The sequence below is a fragment of the Flammeovirga kamogawensis genome (genome assembly GCF_018736065.1).
Taxonomy (GTDB): domain Bacteria; phylum Bacteroidota; class Bacteroidia; order Cytophagales; family Flammeovirgaceae; genus Flammeovirga; species Flammeovirga kamogawensis.
In genome coordinates this window covers 1,451,203-1,474,703 of sequence record NZ_CP076128.1, presented here as the reverse complement: position 1 = coordinate 1,474,703, position 23,501 = coordinate 1,451,203, and the positions used below count along the sequence as shown (strand labels likewise).

Annotated in this window: 20 protein-coding genes; all 20 read left to right on the top strand. The window is 29.7% G+C overall.

Features of this window, described 5'->3' with window-relative positions:
- Positions 1 to 5 precede the first annotated feature (5 nt).
- The 20 genes from KM029_RS05775 to KM029_RS05680 all read left to right on the top strand — a co-directional run bounded on the left by KM029_RS05775 (position 6) and on the right by KM029_RS05680 (position 23,470).
- The gene (locus tag KM029_RS05775) at positions 6 to 1,865 is read left to right on the top strand and encodes a glycosyl hydrolase family 18 protein (protein ID WP_144072363.1); all 1,860 of its coding nucleotides are present in this window, start codon (positions 6 to 8) and stop codon (positions 1,863 to 1,865) included.
- Positions 1,866 to 1,870: 5 nt separating this feature from the next.
- Positions 1,871 to 2,074: a hypothetical protein gene (locus KM029_RS05770; protein WP_144072362.1), complete on the top strand. Its 204-nt coding sequence runs from the start codon at positions 1,871 to 1,873 to the stop codon at positions 2,072 to 2,074.
- A gap of 9 nt (positions 2,075 to 2,083) precedes the next feature.
- The gene (locus KM029_RS05765; RefSeq protein ID WP_144072361.1) at positions 2,084 to 3,856 is read left to right on the top strand and encodes a phage baseplate assembly protein V; all 1,773 of its coding nucleotides are present in this window, start codon (positions 2,084 to 2,086) and stop codon (positions 3,854 to 3,856) included.
- Between the two features lie 10 nt (positions 3,857 to 3,866).
- Positions 3,867 to 4,142 carry a hypothetical protein gene (locus tag KM029_RS05760; RefSeq protein ID WP_144072360.1) on the top strand — a complete coding sequence of 92 codons (276 nt, stop codon included), beginning with the start codon at positions 3,867 to 3,869 and terminating at the stop codon, positions 4,140 to 4,142.
- A 6-nt stretch (positions 4,143 to 4,148) separates the two neighbouring features.
- Positions 4,149 to 4,658, top strand: a complete 510-nt coding sequence (locus tag KM029_RS05755) for a CIS tube protein (protein WP_144072359.1) — start codon at positions 4,149 to 4,151, stop codon at positions 4,656 to 4,658.
- A 33-nt stretch (positions 4,659 to 4,691) separates the two neighbouring features.
- Entirely contained in the window at positions 4,692 to 5,276 is a 585-nt protein-coding gene (locus KM029_RS05750) for a hypothetical protein (protein WP_144072358.1), read from the top strand.
- Between the two features lie 12 nt (positions 5,277 to 5,288).
- A complete protein-coding gene (locus tag KM029_RS05745) occupies positions 5,289 to 6,383 on the top strand; it encodes a hypothetical protein (protein ID WP_144072357.1) in 1,095 nt (364 codons plus the stop codon).
- Positions 6,383 to 7,123, top strand: coding sequence for an adhesin (locus tag KM029_RS05740; protein ID WP_144072356.1), 741 nt, complete (start codon positions 6,383 to 6,385; stop codon positions 7,121 to 7,123). Before KM029_RS05745 ends, KM029_RS05740 begins: the two co-directional genes overlap by 1 nt.
- Positions 7,124 to 7,183: 60 nt before the next feature.
- Complete coding sequence (locus KM029_RS05735; protein WP_144072355.1) at positions 7,184 to 7,567, top strand: GPW/gp25 family protein; 384 nt, start codon at positions 7,184 to 7,186, stop codon at positions 7,565 to 7,567.
- 2 nt (positions 7,568 to 7,569) lie between these two features.
- On the top strand, positions 7,570 to 8,121 hold the full coding sequence (locus KM029_RS05730) for a phage tail protein (protein ID WP_144072354.1): 552 nt from the start codon (positions 7,570 to 7,572) through the stop codon (positions 8,119 to 8,121).
- Between the two features lie 6 nt (positions 8,122 to 8,127).
- Positions 8,128 to 11,307, top strand: a complete 3,180-nt coding sequence (locus tag KM029_RS05725) for a hypothetical protein (RefSeq protein WP_144072353.1) — start codon at positions 8,128 to 8,130, stop codon at positions 11,305 to 11,307.
- An 83-nt stretch (positions 11,308 to 11,390) separates the two neighbouring features.
- On the top strand, positions 11,391 to 12,815 hold the full coding sequence (locus KM029_RS05720; protein WP_144072352.1) for an ATP-binding protein: 1,425 nt from the start codon (positions 11,391 to 11,393) through the stop codon (positions 12,813 to 12,815).
- Positions 12,816 to 12,846: 31 nt separating this feature from the next.
- Positions 12,847 to 15,114, top strand: coding sequence for a hypothetical protein (locus tag KM029_RS05715; RefSeq protein ID WP_144072351.1), 2,268 nt, complete (start codon positions 12,847 to 12,849; stop codon positions 15,112 to 15,114).
- Positions 15,092 to 16,210, top strand: a complete 1,119-nt coding sequence (locus KM029_RS05710; RefSeq protein WP_144072350.1) for a leucine-rich repeat domain-containing protein — start codon at positions 15,092 to 15,094, stop codon at positions 16,208 to 16,210. Before KM029_RS05715 ends, KM029_RS05710 begins: the two co-directional genes overlap by 23 nt.
- Before the next feature lie 51 nt (positions 16,211 to 16,261).
- Positions 16,262 to 17,419 carry a leucine-rich repeat domain-containing protein gene (locus tag KM029_RS05705; RefSeq protein WP_144072349.1) on the top strand — a complete coding sequence of 386 codons (1,158 nt, stop codon included), beginning with the start codon at positions 16,262 to 16,264 and terminating at the stop codon, positions 17,417 to 17,419.
- A gap of 51 nt (positions 17,420 to 17,470) precedes the next feature.
- Positions 17,471 to 18,628 (top strand): leucine-rich repeat domain-containing protein, encoded by a 1,158-nt coding sequence (locus tag KM029_RS05700; protein WP_144072348.1) that lies wholly within the window; start codon positions 17,471 to 17,473, stop codon positions 18,626 to 18,628.
- Between the two features lie 51 nt (positions 18,629 to 18,679).
- Entirely contained in the window at positions 18,680 to 19,840 is a 1,161-nt protein-coding gene (locus tag KM029_RS05695) for a leucine-rich repeat domain-containing protein (protein ID WP_144072347.1), read from the top strand.
- Between the two features lie 51 nt (positions 19,841 to 19,891).
- Positions 19,892 to 21,046: a leucine-rich repeat domain-containing protein gene (locus KM029_RS05690; protein ID WP_144072346.1), complete on the top strand. Its 1,155-nt coding sequence runs from the start codon at positions 19,892 to 19,894 to the stop codon at positions 21,044 to 21,046.
- A gap of 51 nt (positions 21,047 to 21,097) precedes the next feature.
- The gene (locus KM029_RS05685) at positions 21,098 to 22,258 is read left to right on the top strand and encodes a leucine-rich repeat domain-containing protein (protein ID WP_215586353.1); all 1,161 of its coding nucleotides are present in this window, start codon (positions 21,098 to 21,100) and stop codon (positions 22,256 to 22,258) included.
- Positions 22,259 to 22,309: 51 nt separating this feature from the next.
- Positions 22,310 to 23,470, top strand: coding sequence for a leucine-rich repeat domain-containing protein (locus KM029_RS05680; RefSeq protein ID WP_144072343.1), 1,161 nt, complete (start codon positions 22,310 to 22,312; stop codon positions 23,468 to 23,470).
- Positions 23,471 to 23,501 lie beyond the last annotated feature (31 nt).

The following is a 23,501-nucleotide window of genomic DNA, read 5'->3' as shown; positions in this document are numbered from 1 at the left end:
CAACAATGAATAAAATTAACTATAGGTGTTATACGCTTTTCATGCTCTTGTTCTTGCTTAGTACGCATGTTGTAGTAGCTCAAGATGAAAAGGAACCAAAAGAAGAACAGAAAAATAGTAGTTTAAGAGGACTATTAAAGAATTATGTTAATACACGTAATCAGGAAGAGGAAACAGCAAAAATTAATGAGATTCAAAAAACTGCTGATACAACCTCGGCTACAGAAGTTGATGGTTTAGAAGTAACGATGAATCAGTCTGTAAATGTTGTAGCCAATGATTCTGTCTTATCTACAGACATTGAATTAGTTGAGTTGGATACTGATCCACCTATACTAGTTCAAGAGCAAAAGCCTTTTATTGATACACTTAAAATGAAAGATCGTTTAAGGGTAATGAAAACTAATAAAATGAAAGGTGATTTTACAGAAGGGGAATGGCAAAAGAAAATGAACCTAATTAGCACTAAATCATTAGAAGGAGATTACAATTTAGACAATAATGTAGAGGTTTTTGGCTGGCATCCTTATTGGGTTGGTAAAGGGTATCAATCGTATAATTTTTCGCTATTAAGCTCTATTGCTTATTTCTCGTATGAAATGAATCCAGTTACCGGTTTGTACCACACAATCCATGATTGGGAAACAACAGCACTTATAGATTCGGCACATCAATACAATTGTAAAGTGTTACTAACTGTAACCAACTTTGGATATAACAACAATAGAACCTTCTTAAAAAATAGGAATAACCAACAAGAAGCGTTTATAAATAAAATGATAACACTATTAACATTAAGAAATGCAGATGGTGTAAATATAGATTTTGAGAATATACCAAAAGAACATAAAGAGGACTTTACAAACTTTGTGATCGACTTATCAAATTCACTGAAGAAAAACAATCCAAAATTTAGAGTGACATTAACCATACCCCCTAAAGATTTTACAGGTGTTTTTGATATGCAAAATCTAACAAATTATGTAGATCAGTTTATTATAATGGGTTATGAATTCTATGGTCAAAACAGTACTGTAGCTGGACCAATGGCACCAATTGAAAGTGGAGATTATTGGTGGGAGTTTAATATTGAGAGAAGTATTCTTGAATATCAAGTAGATGGTTTACCCACAAATAAATTGGTATTGGCAGCTCCTTTATACGGAGCAGAATGGGTTACAGAAGATCTCACGTATCCGTCTAAAGTAAAAAGTTTTGTAGGGTACCTCACGCACAAACAAATTGATAATAAAACGGGGCAAACACCTATTCAAAGAGACCCAACGAGTGGAAGTGCTTATTATGTTTTTAGAGATAATGGAGGAGCGTATCATCAAATTTGGTTTGAAGATAGTTTGTCGCTACAAGGGAAGATGGATTTGATTAAGAAACATAATCTTAAAGGAATTGGATTTTGGGCACTTGGATTTGCAAATGGTAAAAGTGATGTATGGTTAAAAGTAAAAGACAATTTCACAATGCAAGATGCTGCTGCTGATGGTGAGGGAATTACCCTTTCAAAATTTAGAAAATATGCATTCTATGCATTGAGAATAATTAGCAATCCAAAAGCATTATTAAGCAACCCAAGAATGCTATTTTACTTGTTTAGTAGCATTGCTGGTGTGAATATGCTCCTATTAACAACCTTTTTGGCCTTTAGATATCAGTTAACTAAAAGGGTGAAAATAGCTAGTTCAACATTTATTATACTAGGTTTTATAATTGCAATGGGACTTTTTCTTATGAACTACGAAATGGCTTCTGGGAAAGAAATTGCATTGTTGATAGGCGGTGTACTTATAGGGGGGCTCACCTTATTTACATTAGGATATAGATTTTTTGTCACGAAAGAATTACCATAATAGTTATGCCAGTTAGTATAAAAGAAATAAACATTAAAATCAATATTAAGAGGGATATCGTGCCTCAAGACCAATTAACTAAAAATGCTTTAAAAGAATTGTCACTTGATGATTTCTCTAAAGAATTTTTAGATCAATTGATTCACAAATGTAAAAATGAAGTACAGCGTGAAAATAAGAGTATCAATAATTTAAAGATAAATTTTTAGGTAGTAAACATGGAGGCTAATAAATTAAATTATTTGATATCTAGAGTAACACTTGAAATTGAAGGGAAGGAAATGCCTATTAGAAGTGTGAATTTGCATGATTTAAAGGCAAATTACATGATTAATGGTGTACCTGATTGCGTTGTTACTTTGTTGAATAACAACAATGTGATTGAATTTGGAGCTTATGAAGAGTTTAAGCCATTGAATGCAATTAAGGTTTATATCGAAAACGAAGCAAAAGGTAGATACTTACTATTTGATGGAATTATATCTAAGATTGGTACTGAAAGTTATGGTCAATATTTTTTAACGAAATTATATATTACACACCCTATATATAAATTAAAAAGAAGAAAGACGAATAGAATTTTTGATACAAATTTAGAAGGGATTTTAGAGAAATTATTAATTGACCATGATATAAATATCACTAGTGCGACAGATGGAAGTGCATCAGACAATAAGGTGAGTAAAATTATTCAGTATCAACAAACTGATTTTGACTTTTTACTGTTAAAATCAAAAGAGATTGGTAAAATGATAAATGCCACTCAAGAAGGTGTTGGATTAGTTGATTGTTTAGAAGATGTTAATGGAAAACTACTCATTACTCCTCACACCACATTTCAATTTAATGTGTATACAGATATACAAAGTGTGTATGATGAAGCTGTTTCATATTCTTATCTTCCAGAAGATCAGTCGGTAGAGAATGAAGAATCTGAAGCAATATCTCTTGATGTAGGTACTGTAGAACCAAAAGATATTGTAAGTGAATTTGATAAAGAAATACCATTACAAAATATTCTTTATGGGTTAGAAGATATTGAAAGAAAAAAGAAGATAGCGACAAATCAAATTGTAAGGAGCTTATTAGGACAGGTTAAAGGAGGGGTAACTATTGAAGGACAAACTGAACTTAACTGCGGTGATTATATTAAAATTGAAGAAGCTGGAGTTCATATAGATAGCCTTGCATTTATTTATTCCATAGAACATCATATGGATAATGATATTTGGAAAACAACAATTTACCTTGGTTACCCTGATATTTTGGAAAGTGACGTGCTTGAAGTAGCCAATAATAACTTGACTAATTTACATCATGGTATTGTTAAAAAGATAGTCACAAATGATGAAAGTGATGTAACAGATAAATACTTAGTTAAAGTTGAAGTGCCATTAATGATGATGTCCAACGAAAAAAATGATGAAGAACCAGAAATATGGGCTCGAGTCTCATCAATGTTTGCGGGTAAAGATCATGGCGTATTATGGATGCCTGAAGTTGAAGACGAAGTAATAGTAGGTTTTTTAGGTGGGCATGCCGATAATGCAGTTATTTTAGGAAGTTTATTTAAAAACTCTGATGAACATCCACACCTTGGTACTGAGGGGCACAGGTCTATTGTAAGCAAAAATAACTTAAGTATCATTTTTAATGACAATGAGAATCTAATAGAAATAAAAACTCCAGGGAATAAGATTTTATTAGATGAAGAAAATGGAGTTTTAAGCTCTGCAATCATGGATGGTGATACACCTGTTGTTGAGTGTATTATGAATAAAGATAATGAACTGATTCTTAGAAATACGGATGGAGAAATTACTATTGAAGGGGATAAAGTAAACATAATCGGTAAAAACGGTGTGAATATTACTTCTGATAATAACTTAGAGTTAACGGGTAAAGAAATTTCACAAAAGTCAAATGGTAAGATGGCAATAGAAGCATCGAATAACCTAGATATAAAAGGGCAAATGATTAATTTAAACTAAAAACTAAAAAATGAAACTTGCAATACAAGCGAATGACTTCCATATATGTACTAAAACTGGAACTCCAGTAATAATTACAATAAGTCCGCTAGAAGAAAAAACAGTTATGGCTGATGGAAAAGTAATCTTAACTGAAAGTGATAAATTATCATGTTCATGTAGTGCTATTACGGAAATAAAAAACATAAAAATAGAAGGTAAAACTGTTGTTGTACATACGGATAAAGTACCAAATGGAATATTACTACCTATGAGTCCAAGAACTGTATTTTTTGGTAATAAATAAATTAAGATGATCACTATTAAAAAAAGTTCTGATAAAGCTGAAATAACTTTACTTGCCATTACAAACTTCTCTGTAAATCTTAGTTACGGAGGTAACACGTTGGGTAAAAATATAGATGATGAAGAAACTTCACAGATATCAAAATTAACTAAAAATGTATCTTTTTCGGCTTATATAGATGGAACAGGTATGTTATATCCAGCAGTAGAAACATCATCACCAAAACAAATTATCACTAAAATTCAAGATATTTTATTTATTGGTAACGCTCCAAGTTCAATTAGTTTTGACGAAAACCTTACAGGAGATAGTCAATTTAATGCAACGACTATGAATATAAATTATGAATTAATGGACAAGAATGGTACGGTATTACGTGCAAAAATTGATTTTCAATTTAAAGAATTTATACCTGCTGAAGACGAACCAATTGTAAAAAGTGATGGTAATAAAGAAAAAACATCAAAAGCTGAAACGGCTGCATCGACTGGAAATTTTATAGAAAAAGTGAGTTAACTAACTCTTTTTAAGAAAATACTGAAAACTGAAATGAATAATCAAAAGCTAACTACCACATTTTTAGTAATCTTGTTATTAGGGTTTACTTTATTTGTTGATGCTCAAACTGCTTATAATGTAGATAAAATTACAGCATTTTCTCCTAGCTATGTTAGTGATAGTGAGGAAAACCCTTATCAATTACAGGCCATTAAATACAATAAATTATGGTTTTTTATATTGAATAGCCAAAATGATTTGGAGGTCTTAACTATTGAAGGAGATTCGTTAAGTAAAACTGCAGAATTTTTCCAGACTGGAGTGTTTAAAATTATCGAGCGTTATGGAATGTCTTGTATAAACCAAACTAAATTAATAAACGACTTAACGTTAACACCTTACTATACTTTTGAAGGAAAAGCTGAAAAAGATTTTGAACGCATACTCTTTTTAGAATATGGTTACAGTAAAAAATCATTTTTCAGAAAAACAATTAATGTGCTTATCTATCCATTTACATTTTTTATTAAGAAAAAATCGCCATACGATAAGCAACTTAATCAGATGAATAAGTTAAATGGTGATATAGAGAAAAAACAAAAAGCATATATAGAACTCTCTTCGCCAGTGTTATAAACAACAATGATTATGACAAACATTAAAATATTTCTATTACTGTTTTTATTACTAAAACTATATTCAGTACCGTTATTTGCACAACAAATAGAATGTTCTGAAAAATTAATTTCCGCTCAAAATGCATATTTAAATGGGAATATTGAAGCTGTAGCCCCATTAATAAGTAACTGTTTGAAAAATGGGTTTAATGCCAAACAAAAAGAAAAAGCATACAAACTTTTAGCACTTTGTAATATTTATCTTTTGAGAAAAACAGATGCAGAAGAGAATATAAAACAGATTTTAAAAAATAATCCTTTTGTATCGGTTGATTCTGAAAATGATCCACAAGAATATATTGAGCTATTTAATTCTTATAATAGAGAACCCTCTTTTTATTATGGCTTAGATGCAGGAGCAAACTTAAGTTTTGGGCAAGTAGATAAATCTTATAATACAACGGCAAATAGTAAAAATGTTACTTACGAAAGTCTTGTGGGGTTTCAAGCAAATGTGAATTTTGGTGGATACTTTAAATATTGGTTAGATTGGGCGTTATCTATAGGGTATAAATCAACTAATATAGGCATTAGCGAAAATGAAATTTTTGATGGAGTACTTTCAACTTACTATTCAGAAAATCAACAATTTGTTACTTCTAAGGCAATTTTTAATATTAATTTCAGAAAGAAACCGAGTAAAAGGTTTTTAAATGTTGATAATAATGAAGCAGCATATACTTCTCCGATTTACCCTTTTGTTAGGCTATCGTTTGGCGGAAATTATTTGTTTGATGCCAATGCAAAAATAGACGGAGAGTTTACTTTAGAAGGAGAAAATGAAGTTTCTACAGATTCAAAGTCTACTTTAGAGCAGAGGTATCAATATGAACTAAGACTTGGAGGAGGTATAGGGTTGAAAAAACAATATAAAAGAGGTGCTTTTTATTGTTATGTAGAGTATCAACATGCATTAAATGACTTAATAGACGCATCTACCCGTTATCAAGGCGATGTTTTCCTTAACTACTATACTTTTATTAGTGATGATTATAGAAATCAAAACATTCTATTTTCGGTAGGTTATCAACATTACTTCTATAGATTTAAAAAGAAAAGAAAATAATGGCATTATTAGATAGAAATACATTAAAAGGTTATTTCAACAAAGGGAAATTACCTTCTCAAGAAAATTTCCATGATTTTATAGAATCTAGTGTAAATAAACTAGATGATGGACTTTCTAAAAGTATTGACGAGGGCTTAATGTTGTCTCCTGTTGGTGATGAAAATAAGCTAGTCAGTTTTTTTAGAAATATAGAAGACAGAAGCCCGATTTGGAGTATTGCAACAGATAAAAAGGAAGGTACTTTGCAATTTCAAGATAGAAATGGGGAAGCTGTAATGACTTTTTCTCAGAACAATAATGTTGGTATTAATACAGAAACGCCACAATATACCCTAGAAGTTAACGGTAGTATTGGCAGTAAAGAACGTATTGGAACACTTTATAGAGGTAGTATTAATGCAGATGGAAAGTGGTATCCAATAATTGAAAATCTTAACGGTTGCCATGCATTTGAAGTGGTGGCAGGAGTAGGTAAAAAAAAGACTGGTAAATATGCTCTACAGATTGCACATGCTATAAGCACATTTGGAAAGTCGAATCAGATTATAGAAAAAACACAAGCCTATTATGGTTCTAGGGGTAATAAAATTGAATTAAGGTGGAAAGGAGATACCTATAATTTTCAGTTAGAAATGAGAACAAGAGGAAATTATGAAGGGAATACAGTTGTAAACTTTCACGTGTCTTCTTTGTGGAATGATCAATTTATGGATGATTCTTTTGTAGAAGAAGAATAACCTTTTCCAGGCCTATAGAAGAGAATTTATTTAGATATAAACTGCTAAACGCAAACTAAAATGGACAATAATACGGGATGGAAATTTCCGCCTAGTTTTAGAAATGATGGAACAGATATCGAGATGGTATCAGACCATATAGATATAAGAGAAAGTTTATATATTCTTTTTTCTACACACCCAGGTGAACGTCCTATCAATAAAGATTTTGGGTGTAATCTTAGACAATTTATCTTTAGAAGAATAGACAGCCAACTTATTTATGAGGTGGAAACTGTCGTACAAAAAGCAATACAGAAATTTGAGCCAAGAGTAAATGTTCTGAACATTAATGTTATTGAAGAGCAAGAGCAAGAAGGAAAAGCAATGGCTGTATTTATTGCTTATATGATTAAAGAAACAAACGAAATTGGTGAATTTTCTTATAAAAGTGAACTTGAATAAAGATGATTGATTTTGATGAAATATTAACGGGTTATAGATTTAATGTAATTGTACTTGATGACTTTAATGAAAAAGTTGATATGCAAGAAGGTCTAAAGATGTTTGGACAAACACCCATTGCATCATTTCAAAGTATTTCTAAAATAACAGCTAAAAGAGTAACTGAAAGAGTGAATATTTTAGGTAGTAATGACAGGCAAATGTTGCTAGCTAAAGGTGTTGAATTTGATGATGTAACCTTTAAAAAAGGTGTGTTTTCAAGTCCTCATAATAATGTTGGAGGAGAAATCCTTGAGAGCATGGTTAACTCTGGTACAGGCAATTATGTGATTAGAAAGTTTAATTTGTTGATAGTAGCATTAAACCAATCTGGAGTTCCTTTATTTTCGATTGTATTAGTAAACTGTTTTCCAAAAGCTGTAGAGTTCGGTGATTTTAATGCAGAAAAAGGAGAGATCTTAATGGAAAGTGTTACTTATACAGTAGAGTACATAAAACAAATATCAATAAGTTCAGCCAAAGATATTGGTTTAAAAAAGCTTAATCAATTATAACTATTTATGCAGCAAACTAAACTCAAAAACCAAGTAGAAACACTTTCTTCGCATAAAGAAATTAAAGTAAGTCTTGTAGCTTTATCATTTGTATTATCAAGTCTAAACCTGTTATTAGTTGATAAGATTCATGATTTCACAACTGAAAAATTATATATATGGTTTTCTATAAGTGTGCTACTATATTTTCCTTTTTTCTTGGTACTCTTTTTTATGAGTAGGTATTTTTCTATCAAAAAATCTCAGGAGTACTCATCATTGTTTATGGTGGTGTGGAGTATAAGCATATATTTTATAGCAGAAGAGAGAATTAAAGCTTTACTTATAGATGATAGAATAATTGGTTTGTCGTTTACATTATACTTGGTATTGGTAACTTATTTTGCTCAAGTATACAATCGTATCGGAAAAGTTCTAAAATTTGCTGCTGTTGATAAATTCTTAATTCAAAATTTTTTAGTGGGCTTTACCGTTTCATTAGGTATTGGAGTAGTGCTTTATTCCGCAATAACAGCGTATATAATTTACTTACCAATCGTATTCTTTAGTGGCTTTTTTATAGTATGGAACCGTGTTTTAAAAAGATATTCAGTACTCAATCTTGTCAATCAAAATATTTTAGAAATCCGAACAGAACATACTTTTTTCAAGATCATTACTAATCGTTTTTATTTTCTTATTACCTTAAAATCTATTTGCCTTACCACTATTAAATGGTTTGTCATTGTTTTAATGTTTTTTCAAGCTCAAACACATTATAAAAATAAAGAAAGTATACTAAATTTTGAGGTAGTGGTATTTATACTACTCTGCCTATTTGTGTTTATCATAAGAAAGGTATTTACCAATCAAATTATTGATAAATTCGGAAGGTTATCTATATTTTATATCGCACCTTTATTAATCATTTTATTTTCTGTTACGTCTATTGGCATCCATTATAAAGTATCTAACCAGCACGAAGCTTTTATGGGTATACCATCTTTGCAGATGGTAATTACTACGATGTGTTTTGTACTTTTTTTAACCTATTACTATAGTCTAGAAGATGAAATTAAAGAGGATTTAATACAAACTATTGTACAAGAATTAAGAGCAGATTTTTCATTGCTTTGTACAATGGCAATACTATTAGGTGCTACAGGAACATTTTTTATAATGTATGGTTATTTTGGGAAATTAGATGATTACCATGAATTATTATATGCCGCATTACTAGTACTATCTGCGGTGTATTTAGTTGTAGTATTTTTCTTAAAAAAGGATTATTACAATGAATTAGAAGAAGCTATTGGAGCAAAAAATATTCGTTTCTCAAGCTTATTTCCAGTATTTAATCTCTATAGTATTCATCAAATTGATCAATTTTCGGTAAATAAATTTAATTTATCTAGAAAAATTGCTCCTACCTTTTTACAGGAACAACTCCAATATTTTTTATCTCATACAGATGATGATATTCAAGCATTGGCTATTATTGAAGCACTTAAAGAAGGTAGAATAGATTTATTAGTTAAGTTACAAGAGGTAATGAATGATAAAAGGTTTGGCCAAAGTAAAAATGCAACACTTATTATTGATGTACATGGATCACTTAGTAAAATACAAGAACGTTTAGAACATGATAATTATATAGAACAGTTGTCACTTTCTAAGTTATCAGAAGAGAGAATTCTAGGAGCTTTTCTTTCTTCAAAATTACCTGAAGAGCCAAGGAATAAGGTATTAAAAAGGTTATTGACAGACCCTTTTATGACTGTTAGAAGAGCGGCAATAATTTCGTCTACAGATGGCGAAGTGTCTGATGAGGTGTTGTATGTATTAGCAAATAATATGTCGAATGAAGAGCTTCAAAATGTGGTAATTGATGCCTCTAATAAAATAGGAGATAGGATTACTAATATGTTATATTCAGCTTTTAATGCTGTAGGGCAAAATGTATTAACACAACAAAGAATTCTTCAATTATACGGTATTTTAAATACACCTCTAGCTTATGAGTATCTCCAGAATGCTTTAAACCATACCAATCAGAATGTATATTTAACTGCGTTAGATACTTTAAGTGTTGTTGAAGGGAAAATTACAAAACATACTTACATTGTAGAAAAGCATATTGAGGAACTTGCTAAGCAAATAATTTGGAATTATATGGCTATTGTAAGTTTAGATACGCTAAGAACAGATGAAAGTAATGTGCTTGTTACAGCTATTAAAGAAGATTCATTTGATAAGTTAGATGCTATTTTAAGGTTTTGTAGTATACTATATGATTACCAAACTTTTAATATTATCAGACCTGTAATTTACAGTACTGTAGAAGAAGAAATAAATTTTGGTGTACAATTATTAGAAGTAGCCTTACCAAATACCTTAGAAGTAAAACCCATGATTATTATCTTCTTGAAGAAATTGTCTTTTGAAGATAAAATAAAAGAATTAAATATTCATTGGCCGGTAAAACCAGAAAATTTGGAAGATGTTATAAATAAGATTATTTATAATGATGCACAGCTAACCAACAGATGGTCAAGAATTTGCGCGTTAACGATAATTCCATCACTTAGAAAAGGAGATTTATTTAGAGATACGTTAATAACACAATTAGAAAATCAAGATCATTTAATTCAGCAAACCGCATTTATTGTATTATCAGATCTTGTTAAACCAAATGAGCTTGTTCAAATAATGAATAGACTAACTTTTGAAAACAAAAATCTAAATACATTATGGAATAATTATACATTAAAAAGTCAGGTTATTAATGTGATGGAGATTCTTATGGGAATGAAAACATTATCTGTTTTCTCTGAATTGGATGGAGATGTACTTTGTGAAATAGTAGAACTTTCTACTGTTGAAATTCTCGATAAAGATTCCACTTTAGAAAATTACTATTTTGAAGAAGACGTTCCCTATATCTATGTTCATAAAGGAGAAATTACAATGAATATTCAGAGTAACCAGAGAACTAAAAAGATGTATATAGATACTAACGCATGGTTTATGCCATTAGAGATAAGTAATCTAAATTTCGATCATGTACATTTAAAAATTAACAAGAACGCTGTTCAGATTCTTAAAATAGACCAAGGTAAGTTAGAAAGTTTAATAGGACGAAGAGCTAAACTTTATGAATTTATAAAGAAAGAAAAAGCTGAAACCTTTGATAAAGTTCATATATAAAAACTAAACTATAAATAGATTTTTTGAAGTAAAGCTTATTGCAAATCACTTAAACAATAAACAAAAATTTTATTAATTAAATTATGGAGACACTTGAAACTAGAAAAGATATCAATAGTAATGAGCAAATACTATCTTCTAGAGTTTTAATCTTGAAACAGATTATTGAAAAACATTTTAAAAATGATGATACTAAGATCTCAATCAGTCCAATAGATCTAAATAGTAATTTAGGGCAACTTTCACAAAAATACCGATTGACTTTAGAAGAAGAGTTATTAATTATTTTTGCCTATTCTTGGGAATTCTTACCAGAACTTTTTCTTCCTTTTGTAGAGGGATTTAAAAAAGTGAATTTTAGAACAAATTTTGGAGGTTTTTTAGAAAAGGAGAGGGAAATTTTTATACCTACATTGAAGACTTTTTTGATGATATGTATACCTAAAAAAGATAGAAACGCCTTTTTATTAAAAGTAGCATCTCCTACGTTTCCATTAATTAAAGATGGTATAATTGAGTTAAGTCATTATTCAAAAAACAACGATAATTTATTAGATCAAAAACTAAAAGTAGCTAATAATTATATTGAATATTTAATAGGAGGTGAATCACCACGTTTGGATCATGAAATTGATTTTCCGGCAAGATTGACAACTAGTAAAATGTCTTTTGAGAAGGTTATTTTACCTAATGAAACAAAAAAGGAATTAGAATCTTTAGAATTACTACTTAAGGTTCGTCCATTACTAAAAGAAAAAAAAGAGCTATACAGTTATATTAAATCTAATCAGTTATTTGTATTTACTGGTTCACCGGGTACAGGTAAATCTCTTACAGCAACAACATTAGGACAAGACTATAATGTACCAACTTATACATTAGATATTTCTAGGGTAGTTTCAAGATATGTTGGTGATTTTGAAAAAGCCATGGAGCGAATTTTTACCCGTTTGGAAGGGCATAATTGTATATTATTTATCGATGAAGCGGATTCAATTTTTACGAAAAGAAATGAAAATGTGAATGAAGCCAAGGATAAATATAGTAATCAAGAAATGTCTTATTTATTACAACGCTTAGAAACCTTTGATGGGATAGTAATTTTAGCAAGTAACGTAACAGATATAAGAACTCATGTTGATAAAGCAATGCTCCGTAGAATTAATCATATTATAGAGTTCCCTTTCCCATTAGCAAAAGAAAGATATTTATTATGGGCAACTGCATTACCAAAAGGTTATATATATAAAGAGGGTTTATTAGAAGAATTATCACAAAATTATCAGTTATCTGGTGCTAATATCAGCTCAATAATCTCTGAGGTACTGATTAAATTAATTCATGATAATCACAAAGAGATAACATTTGAAATAGTAGAGCCTTACTTAAAGAAAGAATTTTACAAGAGAGATTCTACTTATAGGGTTTGTCCAGATACAGCTCCAGGAGCAGCATTAATAGAACAAAGGTTAGGTAGAACAGCAGTGCATACTGGCCGTAGAATGTAATCTGTTTTTTTAAGCTAAAAACTATTAAACAATGAGTAAAAATAAAACTAACTTCTTAGATTTTGAAGAAGAAGAAGATTTTCATATAGATTTTGCATCTATTAATACGGGACTAGAGGGTTTAGATATAGACCAAGCCTTAAAAAGTGATGGTCCTGTGTATGATAATTATTACCATAAGGGGTTTTGTTATTATAATGGGAATACTGTGTTTTATGCTAAAGACGAAGGTGAAAAAATTACAGATATTGCGAAGAAATTTAATTTGAATATTGAATATCTTCTATTTGTGAATAACTCCTTTTTTGCAGACACAACAGTAACTAACAGAGACCTAATTTCTTTGGGGAACGCATCGTTACTTCACAAGGAGATAGCTTCTTATACTCCTATCGATTCTACGGCGACTATATTTGCACACTTTTATTATGGAAGCGAAGCAACTGCTTTTGGTTTTGCTTATGAAGAGTGTAAAAATGTAACACCACTTGAAAAGAAAATAACAAAGAAAAGAGTTAATGCTACCGAGTTATCACCTGCCACAGGGGTAGAAAGGTATTCACCTCTTTTACTAGCCAATAAAATGCATTCTCTTTTTCCAGGAGAAAAAAATAATTTATCACTATCAGAATCAAAAATTGATTTTGCAATTAATTTAACTTCAAGAGTTAGTTTAATCTTCACAGTTTCACTTAACGGTGGAATGGGACTTTCTGGGAGTGTTACAGATGATAGACGTTTTACGACATCAGTGAATTGGAAACTAGGAGGGTCTGGTGGTATAGATGTAGGTATTTTAAATGCAGATATAGGTATAAAAGGAGGGGGGTCTTTAAATACATTTGATCAACTTAATGGAAGTTATGAATCAATAGATCATTTTCTTGCTCATTTTCATAATACGTTTAGAGTAGTTTTGGATAAATCGGATTTGGATCCTAAAGAATATGGACTTGATGATAAATCTAGCTATTGGAAAACAAATAAGAAAGCTTTAAGTAAAGGATATACTTCTGTATCGAAAGTTTATCATGCTTTAAATGCCAATGCAGAAGTAGGTTTAGATGAAAAATTGGGTGTACATGGAGAGTATAAAAAAACAACAATATCTCGTGTTAAGAGAAATGGAATTAATAAAGTTGGTACAGAGCAAAGTTTAGAAACTTATAGTCCTGACTTAGAATTTATAAAAGCAAGCAACGATCATCATACAGATACTATTTTTGAGCAAGCAACATCAGTTAGTTTAGACGTTCCTTTATCTAACGATTTAAGTGTTAGTGCAACTTTGGAGTTGACAAAAGTGATGAATGATGCAAATAAAGATAATAATGGTGACTATTTAAACTTTCAAATTCAGTTACCTATTACAGAAATAAAATCTACTGATGGTAAAATATCAGGAAGTAGTTTAGTAGATAATTTTACATCCCATAAGGAAAGTATAGTCAAAGCATTTAGCTCAATTAAAGGTGGCCTTTCTAGCCTTTCGGCTCTTGAAAATGAATTAGGTAGAACAATAGTTGCTACAGTATATCATAAAAAGAATGCGAGTGAAGGTGGAATAGAAAGAATTTTAGATTATAAACAAAGTATTACTGTAGAAGTAAATGCATATCAAGAGGGTGAAAACTATCATATTCAGTATTTAAGATTTTGGTTTAACAATGAGGCGTCAATGTCCACTCAGAAAAATAGTAGTGCCACAAGTAAAGGTAAAAAGATGAGTGTAAGCATTACTGCCACAAATAAGGTAGCTTTTGCAGAAATTGTAATGGAAGATACCCTTAGTTATATCAGTACTGTATACAATCAGATGATGTGGGAAGCAAGAGATACTTCATTCCAAAAAAGTTTAACTACTTATTTGAAGCAGACGAAATTGGAACGTTTAAATGATAAAGATTCTTACAAAGAACATGATGCATTGATTCTAGAAAGATTAGAAGCATTACAAAAGAACGAAGATTCTACGTACAGTTGTACTGACTGGGAACTTTTTAAAAATAAACATTCATCTGCCATTAAAGGAATAAAAAATAAGTTCCAAGAACAGTTTAATAAAGAATGGGTGAAGTTAAATGATGATGAAGATGTTCCCGATAAAATTATGGGATTTGACATCCATAGGCATTTTGGTAAAACAAAAGAGCAAGTTTTTAGCAGACTAGGTAAGAGTAGGTTTAAGAATATTAATAGCCAGAATATCTTAATAATTACAGGCTCTGAATTTGAAGAATTAGTACTATTTAAAAATTATTTAGAAAACAGAAGTTATGCATCAGATTATTGGAAATAGAATAATACTCTTAATTAGTTTATTGATATTTTCATCTTGTAGTTATATATCAGCTGAAGATGAGAAAACGACACCATTTCTCGAATTTATAAAGAAAAAGTATCCAGATTCAACATTTGGGTTAGACGAGAGGGATATGTATTGGATACATTTTAGAGGTTATAGTGATAATTTAGATGATTGGTACAATGATATAAATAAAAAAATGGATTCTATAGATGTCATAAGTTTTTCAAAATTTCCAAAATTGAATGATAATATATCTTTATTGAAAGAAATCAAAAACTTAGAATATTTAGAGGTTTATAACTGTAATCTCACTGAAATCCCCCCTTTCTTCCTTAATTTTCATAAGCTAGAATATTTATTGTTAAATAATAATGAAATTACTTCTATACCAAAGGATATTAATAAACTAGATAAGCTTAAAAAGTTATCTTTATCTCAGAATAAGATAAAAAAAGTTCCTGCTGAAATTTGTTCTATAACAACTTTAGAAGAGTTTACGATAGCAGGTAATTTAATTAAAACATTACCCAAAAACATTGGTAATTTACATCAATTAAGAGGTTTATCAATAACCCGTAATACTAACCTTAAAGCACTTCCCTCCTCAATAAAAAAGCTATCTAAATTAAGGAATTTACATTTGAAAGGGTGTGTTAATTTAAAATCTTTTCCTGATAGCCTTTGGTTAATTGATTCTTTAATAAAGATAACACTCTCTGAAATGGAATTAACCAAAGTTCCAGATTTTGTATGGAAATGTGATCAAATAAAAATTTTACGTCTTAGCAGTAATCAACTCACATCTATTTCACCAAGTATAGGTAATTTAATTAATTTAGAGAAATTAGAATTGGACGACAATAAGCTAACATCGCTTCCATCGGAAATAGGTAATTGTACAGAGATTTTTAGTTTTCATGTAGAATATAACCACTTAACAACTCTTCCTGCTTCCATCTGTAATCTCAAAAAGATGAAATATTTTGTAACAAGGCGTAATCCTTGGGAATGGATGCCCTCTTGTATAGATGATGCCTTTGAGATTTATCATAAAAATGGTTCAAAACCAGGAGTGGAGAGAAGGTAATTCGTGGGTAGATAGTAAGATTTTTTATACTCAACTAAAAACTAATAAACAATGAGAAAAGAGAAGGTGTCATTCATAGATTTAGAAGTTATGCGTCAGATTATTGGAAATAGAATAATACTCTTAATTAGTTTATTGATACTCTCTACTTGTAATATTTTTTCAGCAGAAGAGGAGAAAACGACTCCATTCTTAGAAGAAATAAAAGCTAAATATCCAAATTCATATGCTGGAATAGATGAAGACGATATGTATTGGTTCGCATTTTTAGGTCATAAAGACCATTTAGACAATTGGTTTAAAGATTTAAAAAGTAAAAGAGATTCAATTGATTACATTAAGTTTAGAAAATATCCAGATATAATAAAGTCTATTAATTTGATATGTCAATTTGATAGTTTAGAAACATTAAGTATTGTTGATTGTGATTTGATAGAAATCCCTTCTCCAATACTCAACTTTAAAAAATTAGAATTTTTACTGCTATATAATAACAAAATTACTTCTATACCAAAGGATATCAATAAACTAGATAAGCTTAAGAAGTTATCTTTATCTCAGAATAAGATAAAAAAAGTTCCTGCTGAAATTTGTTCTATAACAACTTTAGAAGTGTTTACTATAGCAGATAATTTAATTAAAACATTACCTAAAAACATTGGTAATTTACATCAATTAAGAGGTTTGTCAATAAGCGGTAATCCTAACCTCAACGCACTTCCCTCCTCAATAAAAAAACTATCTAGATTAAGGAATTTACATTTGAAAGGGTGTGTTAATTTAAAATCCTTTCCAGATAGCCTTTGGTTAATTGATTCTTTGATAAATATTACGTTATCTGAAATGGATTTGCAAACTGTACCAGATTTTGTTTGGAAATGCAATCAAATAGAATATCTAAACTTAGAGAGTAATAAACTTATATCTCTTTCCAGTGAGATTGGTAATCTTACAAAACTTAGTACTTTATACCTTGATGACAATAAACTAACATCAATTCCATCAGAAATAGGTAATTGTACAGAGATTTTTAGTTTTCATGTAGAATATAACCACTTAACAACTCTTCCTGCTTCTATCTGTAATCTCAAAAAGATGAAATATTTTGCAACAAGGCGTAATCCCTGGGAATGGATGCCCTCTTGTATAGACGATGCCTTTGAGATTTATCATAAATATGGTTCAAAACCAGGAGTGGAGAGAAGGTAATTCGTGTGTAGATAGTATGTTTTTTTATACTCAGCTAAAAACTAATAAACAATGAGAAAAGAGAAGGTGTCATTCATAGATTTAGAAGTTATGCGTCAGATTATTGGAAATAGAATAATAGTTTTAATTAGTGTATTGATATTTTCATCTTGTAGTTATATATCAGCTGAAGATGAGAGAACGACTCCATTCTTAGAAGAAATAAAAGCTAAATATCCAAATTCATATGCTGGGATAGATGAAGACGGTATGTATTGGTTTGCATTTTTAGGTCATAAAGATCAATTAGACAATTGGTTTAAAGATTTAAAAAGTAAAAGAGATTCAATTGATTACATTAAGTTTAGAAAATATCCAGATATAATAAAATCTATTAATTTGATATGTCAATTTGATAGTTTAGAAACATTAAGTATTGTTGATTGTGATTTGATAGAAATCCCTTCTCCAATACTCAATTTTAAAAAATTAGAATTTTTACTACTATATAATAACAAAATTACTTCTATACCAAAGGATATCAATAAACTAGATAAGCTTAAGAAATTATATTTACATCAGAATAAGATAAAAAAAGTTCCTGCTGAAATTTGTTCTATAACAACTTTAGAAGAGTTTACTATATCAGATAATTTAATTAAAACATTACCAAAAAACATTGGTAATTTACATCAATTAAGAGGTTTGTCAATAAGCGGTAATCCTAACCTCAACGCACTTCCCTCCTCAATAAAAAAGCTATCTAAATTAAGGAATTTACGTTTGAAAGGGTGTGTAAATTTAAAATCTTTTCCTGATAGTCTTTGGTTACTCAATTCTTTAATAAAGATAACACTCTCTGAAATGGAATTAACCAAAGTTCCAGATTTTGTATGGAAATGTGATCAAATAAAAATTTTACGTCTTAGCAGTAATCAACTCACATCTATTTCACCAAGTATAGGTAATTTAATTAATTTAGAGAAATTAGAATTGGACGACAATAAGCTAACATCGCTTCCATCGGAAATAGGTAATTGTACAGAGATCTTTAGTTTTCATGTAGAATATAACCACTTAACAACTCTTCCTGCTTCCATCTGTAATCTTAAAAAGATGAAATATTTTGTAACAAGGCGTAATCCCTGGGAATGGATGCCCTCTTGTATAGACGATGCCTTTGAGATTTATCATAAAAATGGTTCAAAACCAGGAGTGGAGAGAAGGTAATTCGTGGGTAGGTAGTAAGATTTTTTATACTCAACTAAAAACTAATAAACAATGAGAAAAGAGAAGGTGTCATTCATAGATTTAGAAGTTATGCGTCAGATTATTGGAAATAGAATAATACTCTTAATTAGTTTATTGATACTCTCTGCTTGTAATATTTTTTCAGCAGAAGAGGGTAGAGAAACACCTTTTTTGAAAGAATTGAAGAAGAATTTTCCTAAATCAGATTTTGGTATAAATGATGAAGGAATGTATTGGGTTTCTTTTTGGGGTAATAGAGGAGACTCTTTAGAAGAGTGGTATTCTATTTTTAGAAATAAAGAAGATTCAATTTCTAGTTTTACTTTTATTTATTATGAAAATATTTCTCAAGATTTAATTCACTTGAAAAAATTTAAGAAACTATCCAAATTACAGATTATTGAAAGTAAATTAGATGAAATCCCCCCTTTCTTCCTTAATTTTGATAAGCTAGAATATTTATTGTTAAATAATAATGAAATTACTTCTATACCAAAGGATATCAATAAACTAGATAAGCTTAAGAAGTTATCTTTATCTCAGAATAAGATAAAAAAAATACCTACTGAAATTTGCTCAATAACAACTTTAGAAGAGTTTACGATAGCAGGTAATTTAATTAAAACATTACCCAAAAACATTGGTAATTTACATCAATTAAGAGGTTTATCAATAACCCGTAATACTAATCTTAAAGCACTTCCCTCCTCAATAAAAAAGCTATCTAAATTAAGGAATTTACATTTGAAAGGGTGTGTTAATTTAAAATCTTTTCCTGATAGCCTTTGGTTAATTGATTCTTTAATAAAGATAACACTCTCTGAAATGGAATTAACCAAAGTTCCAGATTTTGTATGGAAGTGCGATCAAATAAAAATTTTACGTCTTAGTAGTAATCAACTCACATCTATTTCACCAAGTATAGGTAATCTAATTAATTTAGAGAAATTAGAATTGGACGACAATAAGCTAACATCGCTTCCATCGGAAATAGGTAATTGTACAGAGATTTTTAGTTTTCATGTAGAATATAACCACTTAACAACTCTTCCTGCTTCCATCTGTAATCTCAAAAAGATGAAATATTTTGTAACAAGGCGTAATCCCTGGGAATGGATGCCCTCTTGTATAGACGATGCCTTTGAAATTTATCATAAAAATGGTTCAAAACCAGGAGTGGAGAGAAGGTAATTTGTGGGTAGGGAGTAAGATTTTTTATGTTCAGCTAAAAACTAATAAACAATGAGAAAAGAGAAGGTGTCATTCATAGATTTAGAAGTTATGCGTAAGATTATTGGAAATAGAATAATACTCTTAATTAGTTTATTGATACTCTCTGCTTGTAATATTTTTTCAGCAGAAGAGGGTAGAGAAACACCTTTTTTGAAAGAATTATCAAGTAAATATCCGGATTCTAGTTATGGTCTAGATAAAGGGTATTATTGGATTCAATTTAGAGGCTATAATGATTCCATTATAAATTGGTATTCAGATATTAAGCATAAAAGAGACTCAATAGATTACCTTGTCTTCGAAGAATTTTCAGATTTAGACATAATGATAGATAGTCTAAGTAGTTTTGAAAATTTAAATTATTTAGGAATTCATAATTGCAATCTCACCAAAATCCCCCCTTTCTTTCTCACTTTCGAGAAATTAGAATATTTATTACTAGAGGATAACAAAATTACTTCTATACCAAAGGATATCAATAAACTAGATAAGCTTAAGAAATTATATTTACATCAGAATAAGATAAAAAAAATTCCTGCTGAAATTTGCTCTATAACAACTTTAGAAGAGTTTACTATATCAGATAATTTAATTAAAACATTACCAAAAAACATTGGTAATTTACATCAATTAAGAGGTTTGTCAATAAGTGGTAATCCTAACCTCAACGCACTTCCTTCCTCAATAAAAAAGCTATCTAAATTAAGGCATTTAAATTTGAATGGGTGTGTTAATTTAAAATCTTTTCCTGATAGCCTTTGGTTACTCAATTCTTTAATAAATATTACACTCTCTGAAATGGAATTAACCAAAGTTCCAGATTTTGTATGGAAGTGCGATCAAATAAAAATTTTACGTCTTAGTAGTAATCAACTCACATCTATTTCACCAGGTATAGGTAATCTAATTAACCTCGAAGCGTTATCTTTAGATGATAATGAACTAACATCTCTTCCGACAGAAATAGGTAATTGCACAAATATATATGACTTTTCAGTTGAATATAACCACTTAACAACTCTTCCTGCTTCCATCTGTAATCTCAAAAAGATGAAATATTTTGTAACAAGGCGTAATCCCTGGGAATGGATGCCCTCTTGTATAGATGATGCCTTTGAGATTTATCATAAAAATGGTTCAAAACCAGGAGTGGAGAGAAGGTAATTTGTGTGTAGATAGTATGTTTTTTTATGTTCAGCTAAAAACTAATAAACAATGAGAAAAGAGAAGGTGTCATTCATAGATTTAGAAGTTATGCGTCAGATTATTGGAAATAGAATAATACTCTTAATTAGTTTATTGATACTCTCTGCTTGTAATATTTTTTCAGCAGAAGAGGATAGAGAAACACCTTTTTTGAAAGAATTGAAGAAGAATTTTCCTAAATCAGATTTTGGTATAAATGATGAAGGAATGTATTGGGTTTCTTTTTGGGGTAATAGAGGAGACTCTTTAGAAGAGTGGTATTCTATTTTTAGAAATAAAGAAGATTCAATTTCTAGTTTTACTTTTATTTATTATGAAAATATTTCTCAAGATTTAATTCACTTGAAAAAATTTAAGAAACTATCCAAATTACAGATTATTGAAAGTAAATTAGATGAAATCCCCCCTTTCTTCCTTAATTTTGATAAGCTAGAATATTTATTGTTAAATAATAATGAAATTACTTCTATACCAAAGGATATCAATAAACTAGATAAGCTTAAGAAGTTATCTTTATCTCAGAATAAGATAAAAAAAATACCTACTGAAATTTGCTCAATAACAACTTTAGAAGAGTTTACGATAGCAGGTAATTTAATTAAAACATTACCCAAAAACATTGGTAATTTACATCAATTAAGAGGTTTGTCAATAAGCGGTAATCCTAATCTCAACGCACTTCCCTCCTCAATAAAAAAGCTATCTAAATTAAGGAGTTTACATTTGAATGGGTGTTTAAATTTAAAATCTTTTCCAGATAGCCTTTGGTTAATTGATTCTTTGAAAAATATTACGTTATCTGAAATGGATTTACAAACTGTACCAGATTTTGTTTGGAAATGCAATCAAATAGAATATCTAAACTTAGAGAGTAATAAACTTATATCTCTTTCCAGTGAGATTGGTAATCTTACAAAACTTAGAACTTTATATCTTGATGACAATAAACTAACATCAATTCCATCAGAAATAGGTAATTGTACAGAGATCTTTATTTTTCAAGTTGAATATAACCACTTAACAACTCTTCCTGCTTCCATCTGTAATCTCAAAAAGATGAAATATTTTGTAACAAGGCGTAATCCCTGGGAATGGATGCCCTCTTGTATAGATGATGCATTTGAGATTTATCATAAAAATGGTTCAAAACCAGGAGTGGAGAGAAGGTAATTTGTGTGTAGATAGTATGTTTTTTTATACTCAGCTAAAAACTAATAAACAATGAGAAAAGAGAAGGTGTCATTCATAGACTTAGAAGTTATGCGTCAGATTATTGGAAATAGAATAATACTCTTAATTAGTTTATTGATACTCTCTGCTTGTAATATTTTTTCAGCAGAAGAGGATAGAGAAACACCTTTTTTGAAAGAATTGAAGAAGAATTTTCCTAAATCAGATTTTGGTATAAATGATGAAGGAATGTATTGGGTTTCTTTTTGGGGTAATAGAGGAGACTCTTTAGAAGAGTGGTATTCTATTTTTAGAAATAAAGAAGATTCAATTTCTAGTTTTACTTTTATTTATTATGAAAATATTTCTCAAGATTTAATTCACTTGAAAAAATTTAAGAATCTATCCAAATTACAGATTATTGAAAGTAAATTAGATGAAATTCCCCCTTTCTTCCTTAATTTTGATAAGCTAGAATATTTATTGTTAAATAATAATGAAATTACTTCTATACCAAAGGATATCAATAAACTAGATAAGCTTAAGAAGTTATCTTTATATCAGAATAAGATAAAAAAAGTTCCTGCTGAAATTTGTTCTATAACTACTTTAGAAGTATTTTCTATAGCAGATAATTTAATTAAAACATTACCAAAAAACATTGGTAATTTACATCAATTAAGAGGTTTATCAATAAGCGGTAATCCTAACCTCAACGCACTTCCCTCCTCAATAAAAAAGCTATCTAAATTAAGGAATTTACATTTGAAAGGGTGTGTTAATTTAAAATCCTTTCCTGATAGCCTTTGGTTAATTGATTCTTTAATAAAGATAACACTCTCTGAAATGGAATTAACCAAAGTTCCAGATTTTGTATGGAAGTGCGATCAAATAAAAATTTTACGTCTTAGCAGTAATCAACTCACATCTATTTCACCAAGTATAGGTAATCTAATTAATTTAGAGAAATTAGAATTGGACGACAATAAGCTAACATCGCTTCCATCGGAAATAGGTAATTGTACAGAGATCTTTAGTTTTCATGTAGAATATAACCACCTAACAACTCTTCCTGCTTCCATCTGTAATCTCAAAAAGATGAAATATTTTGCAACAAGGCGTAATCCCTGGGAATGGATGCCCTCTTGTATAGACGATGCCTTTGAAATTTATCATAAAAATGGTTCAAAACCAGGAGTGGAGAGAAGGTAATTCGTGTGTAGATAGTATGTTTTTTTATACT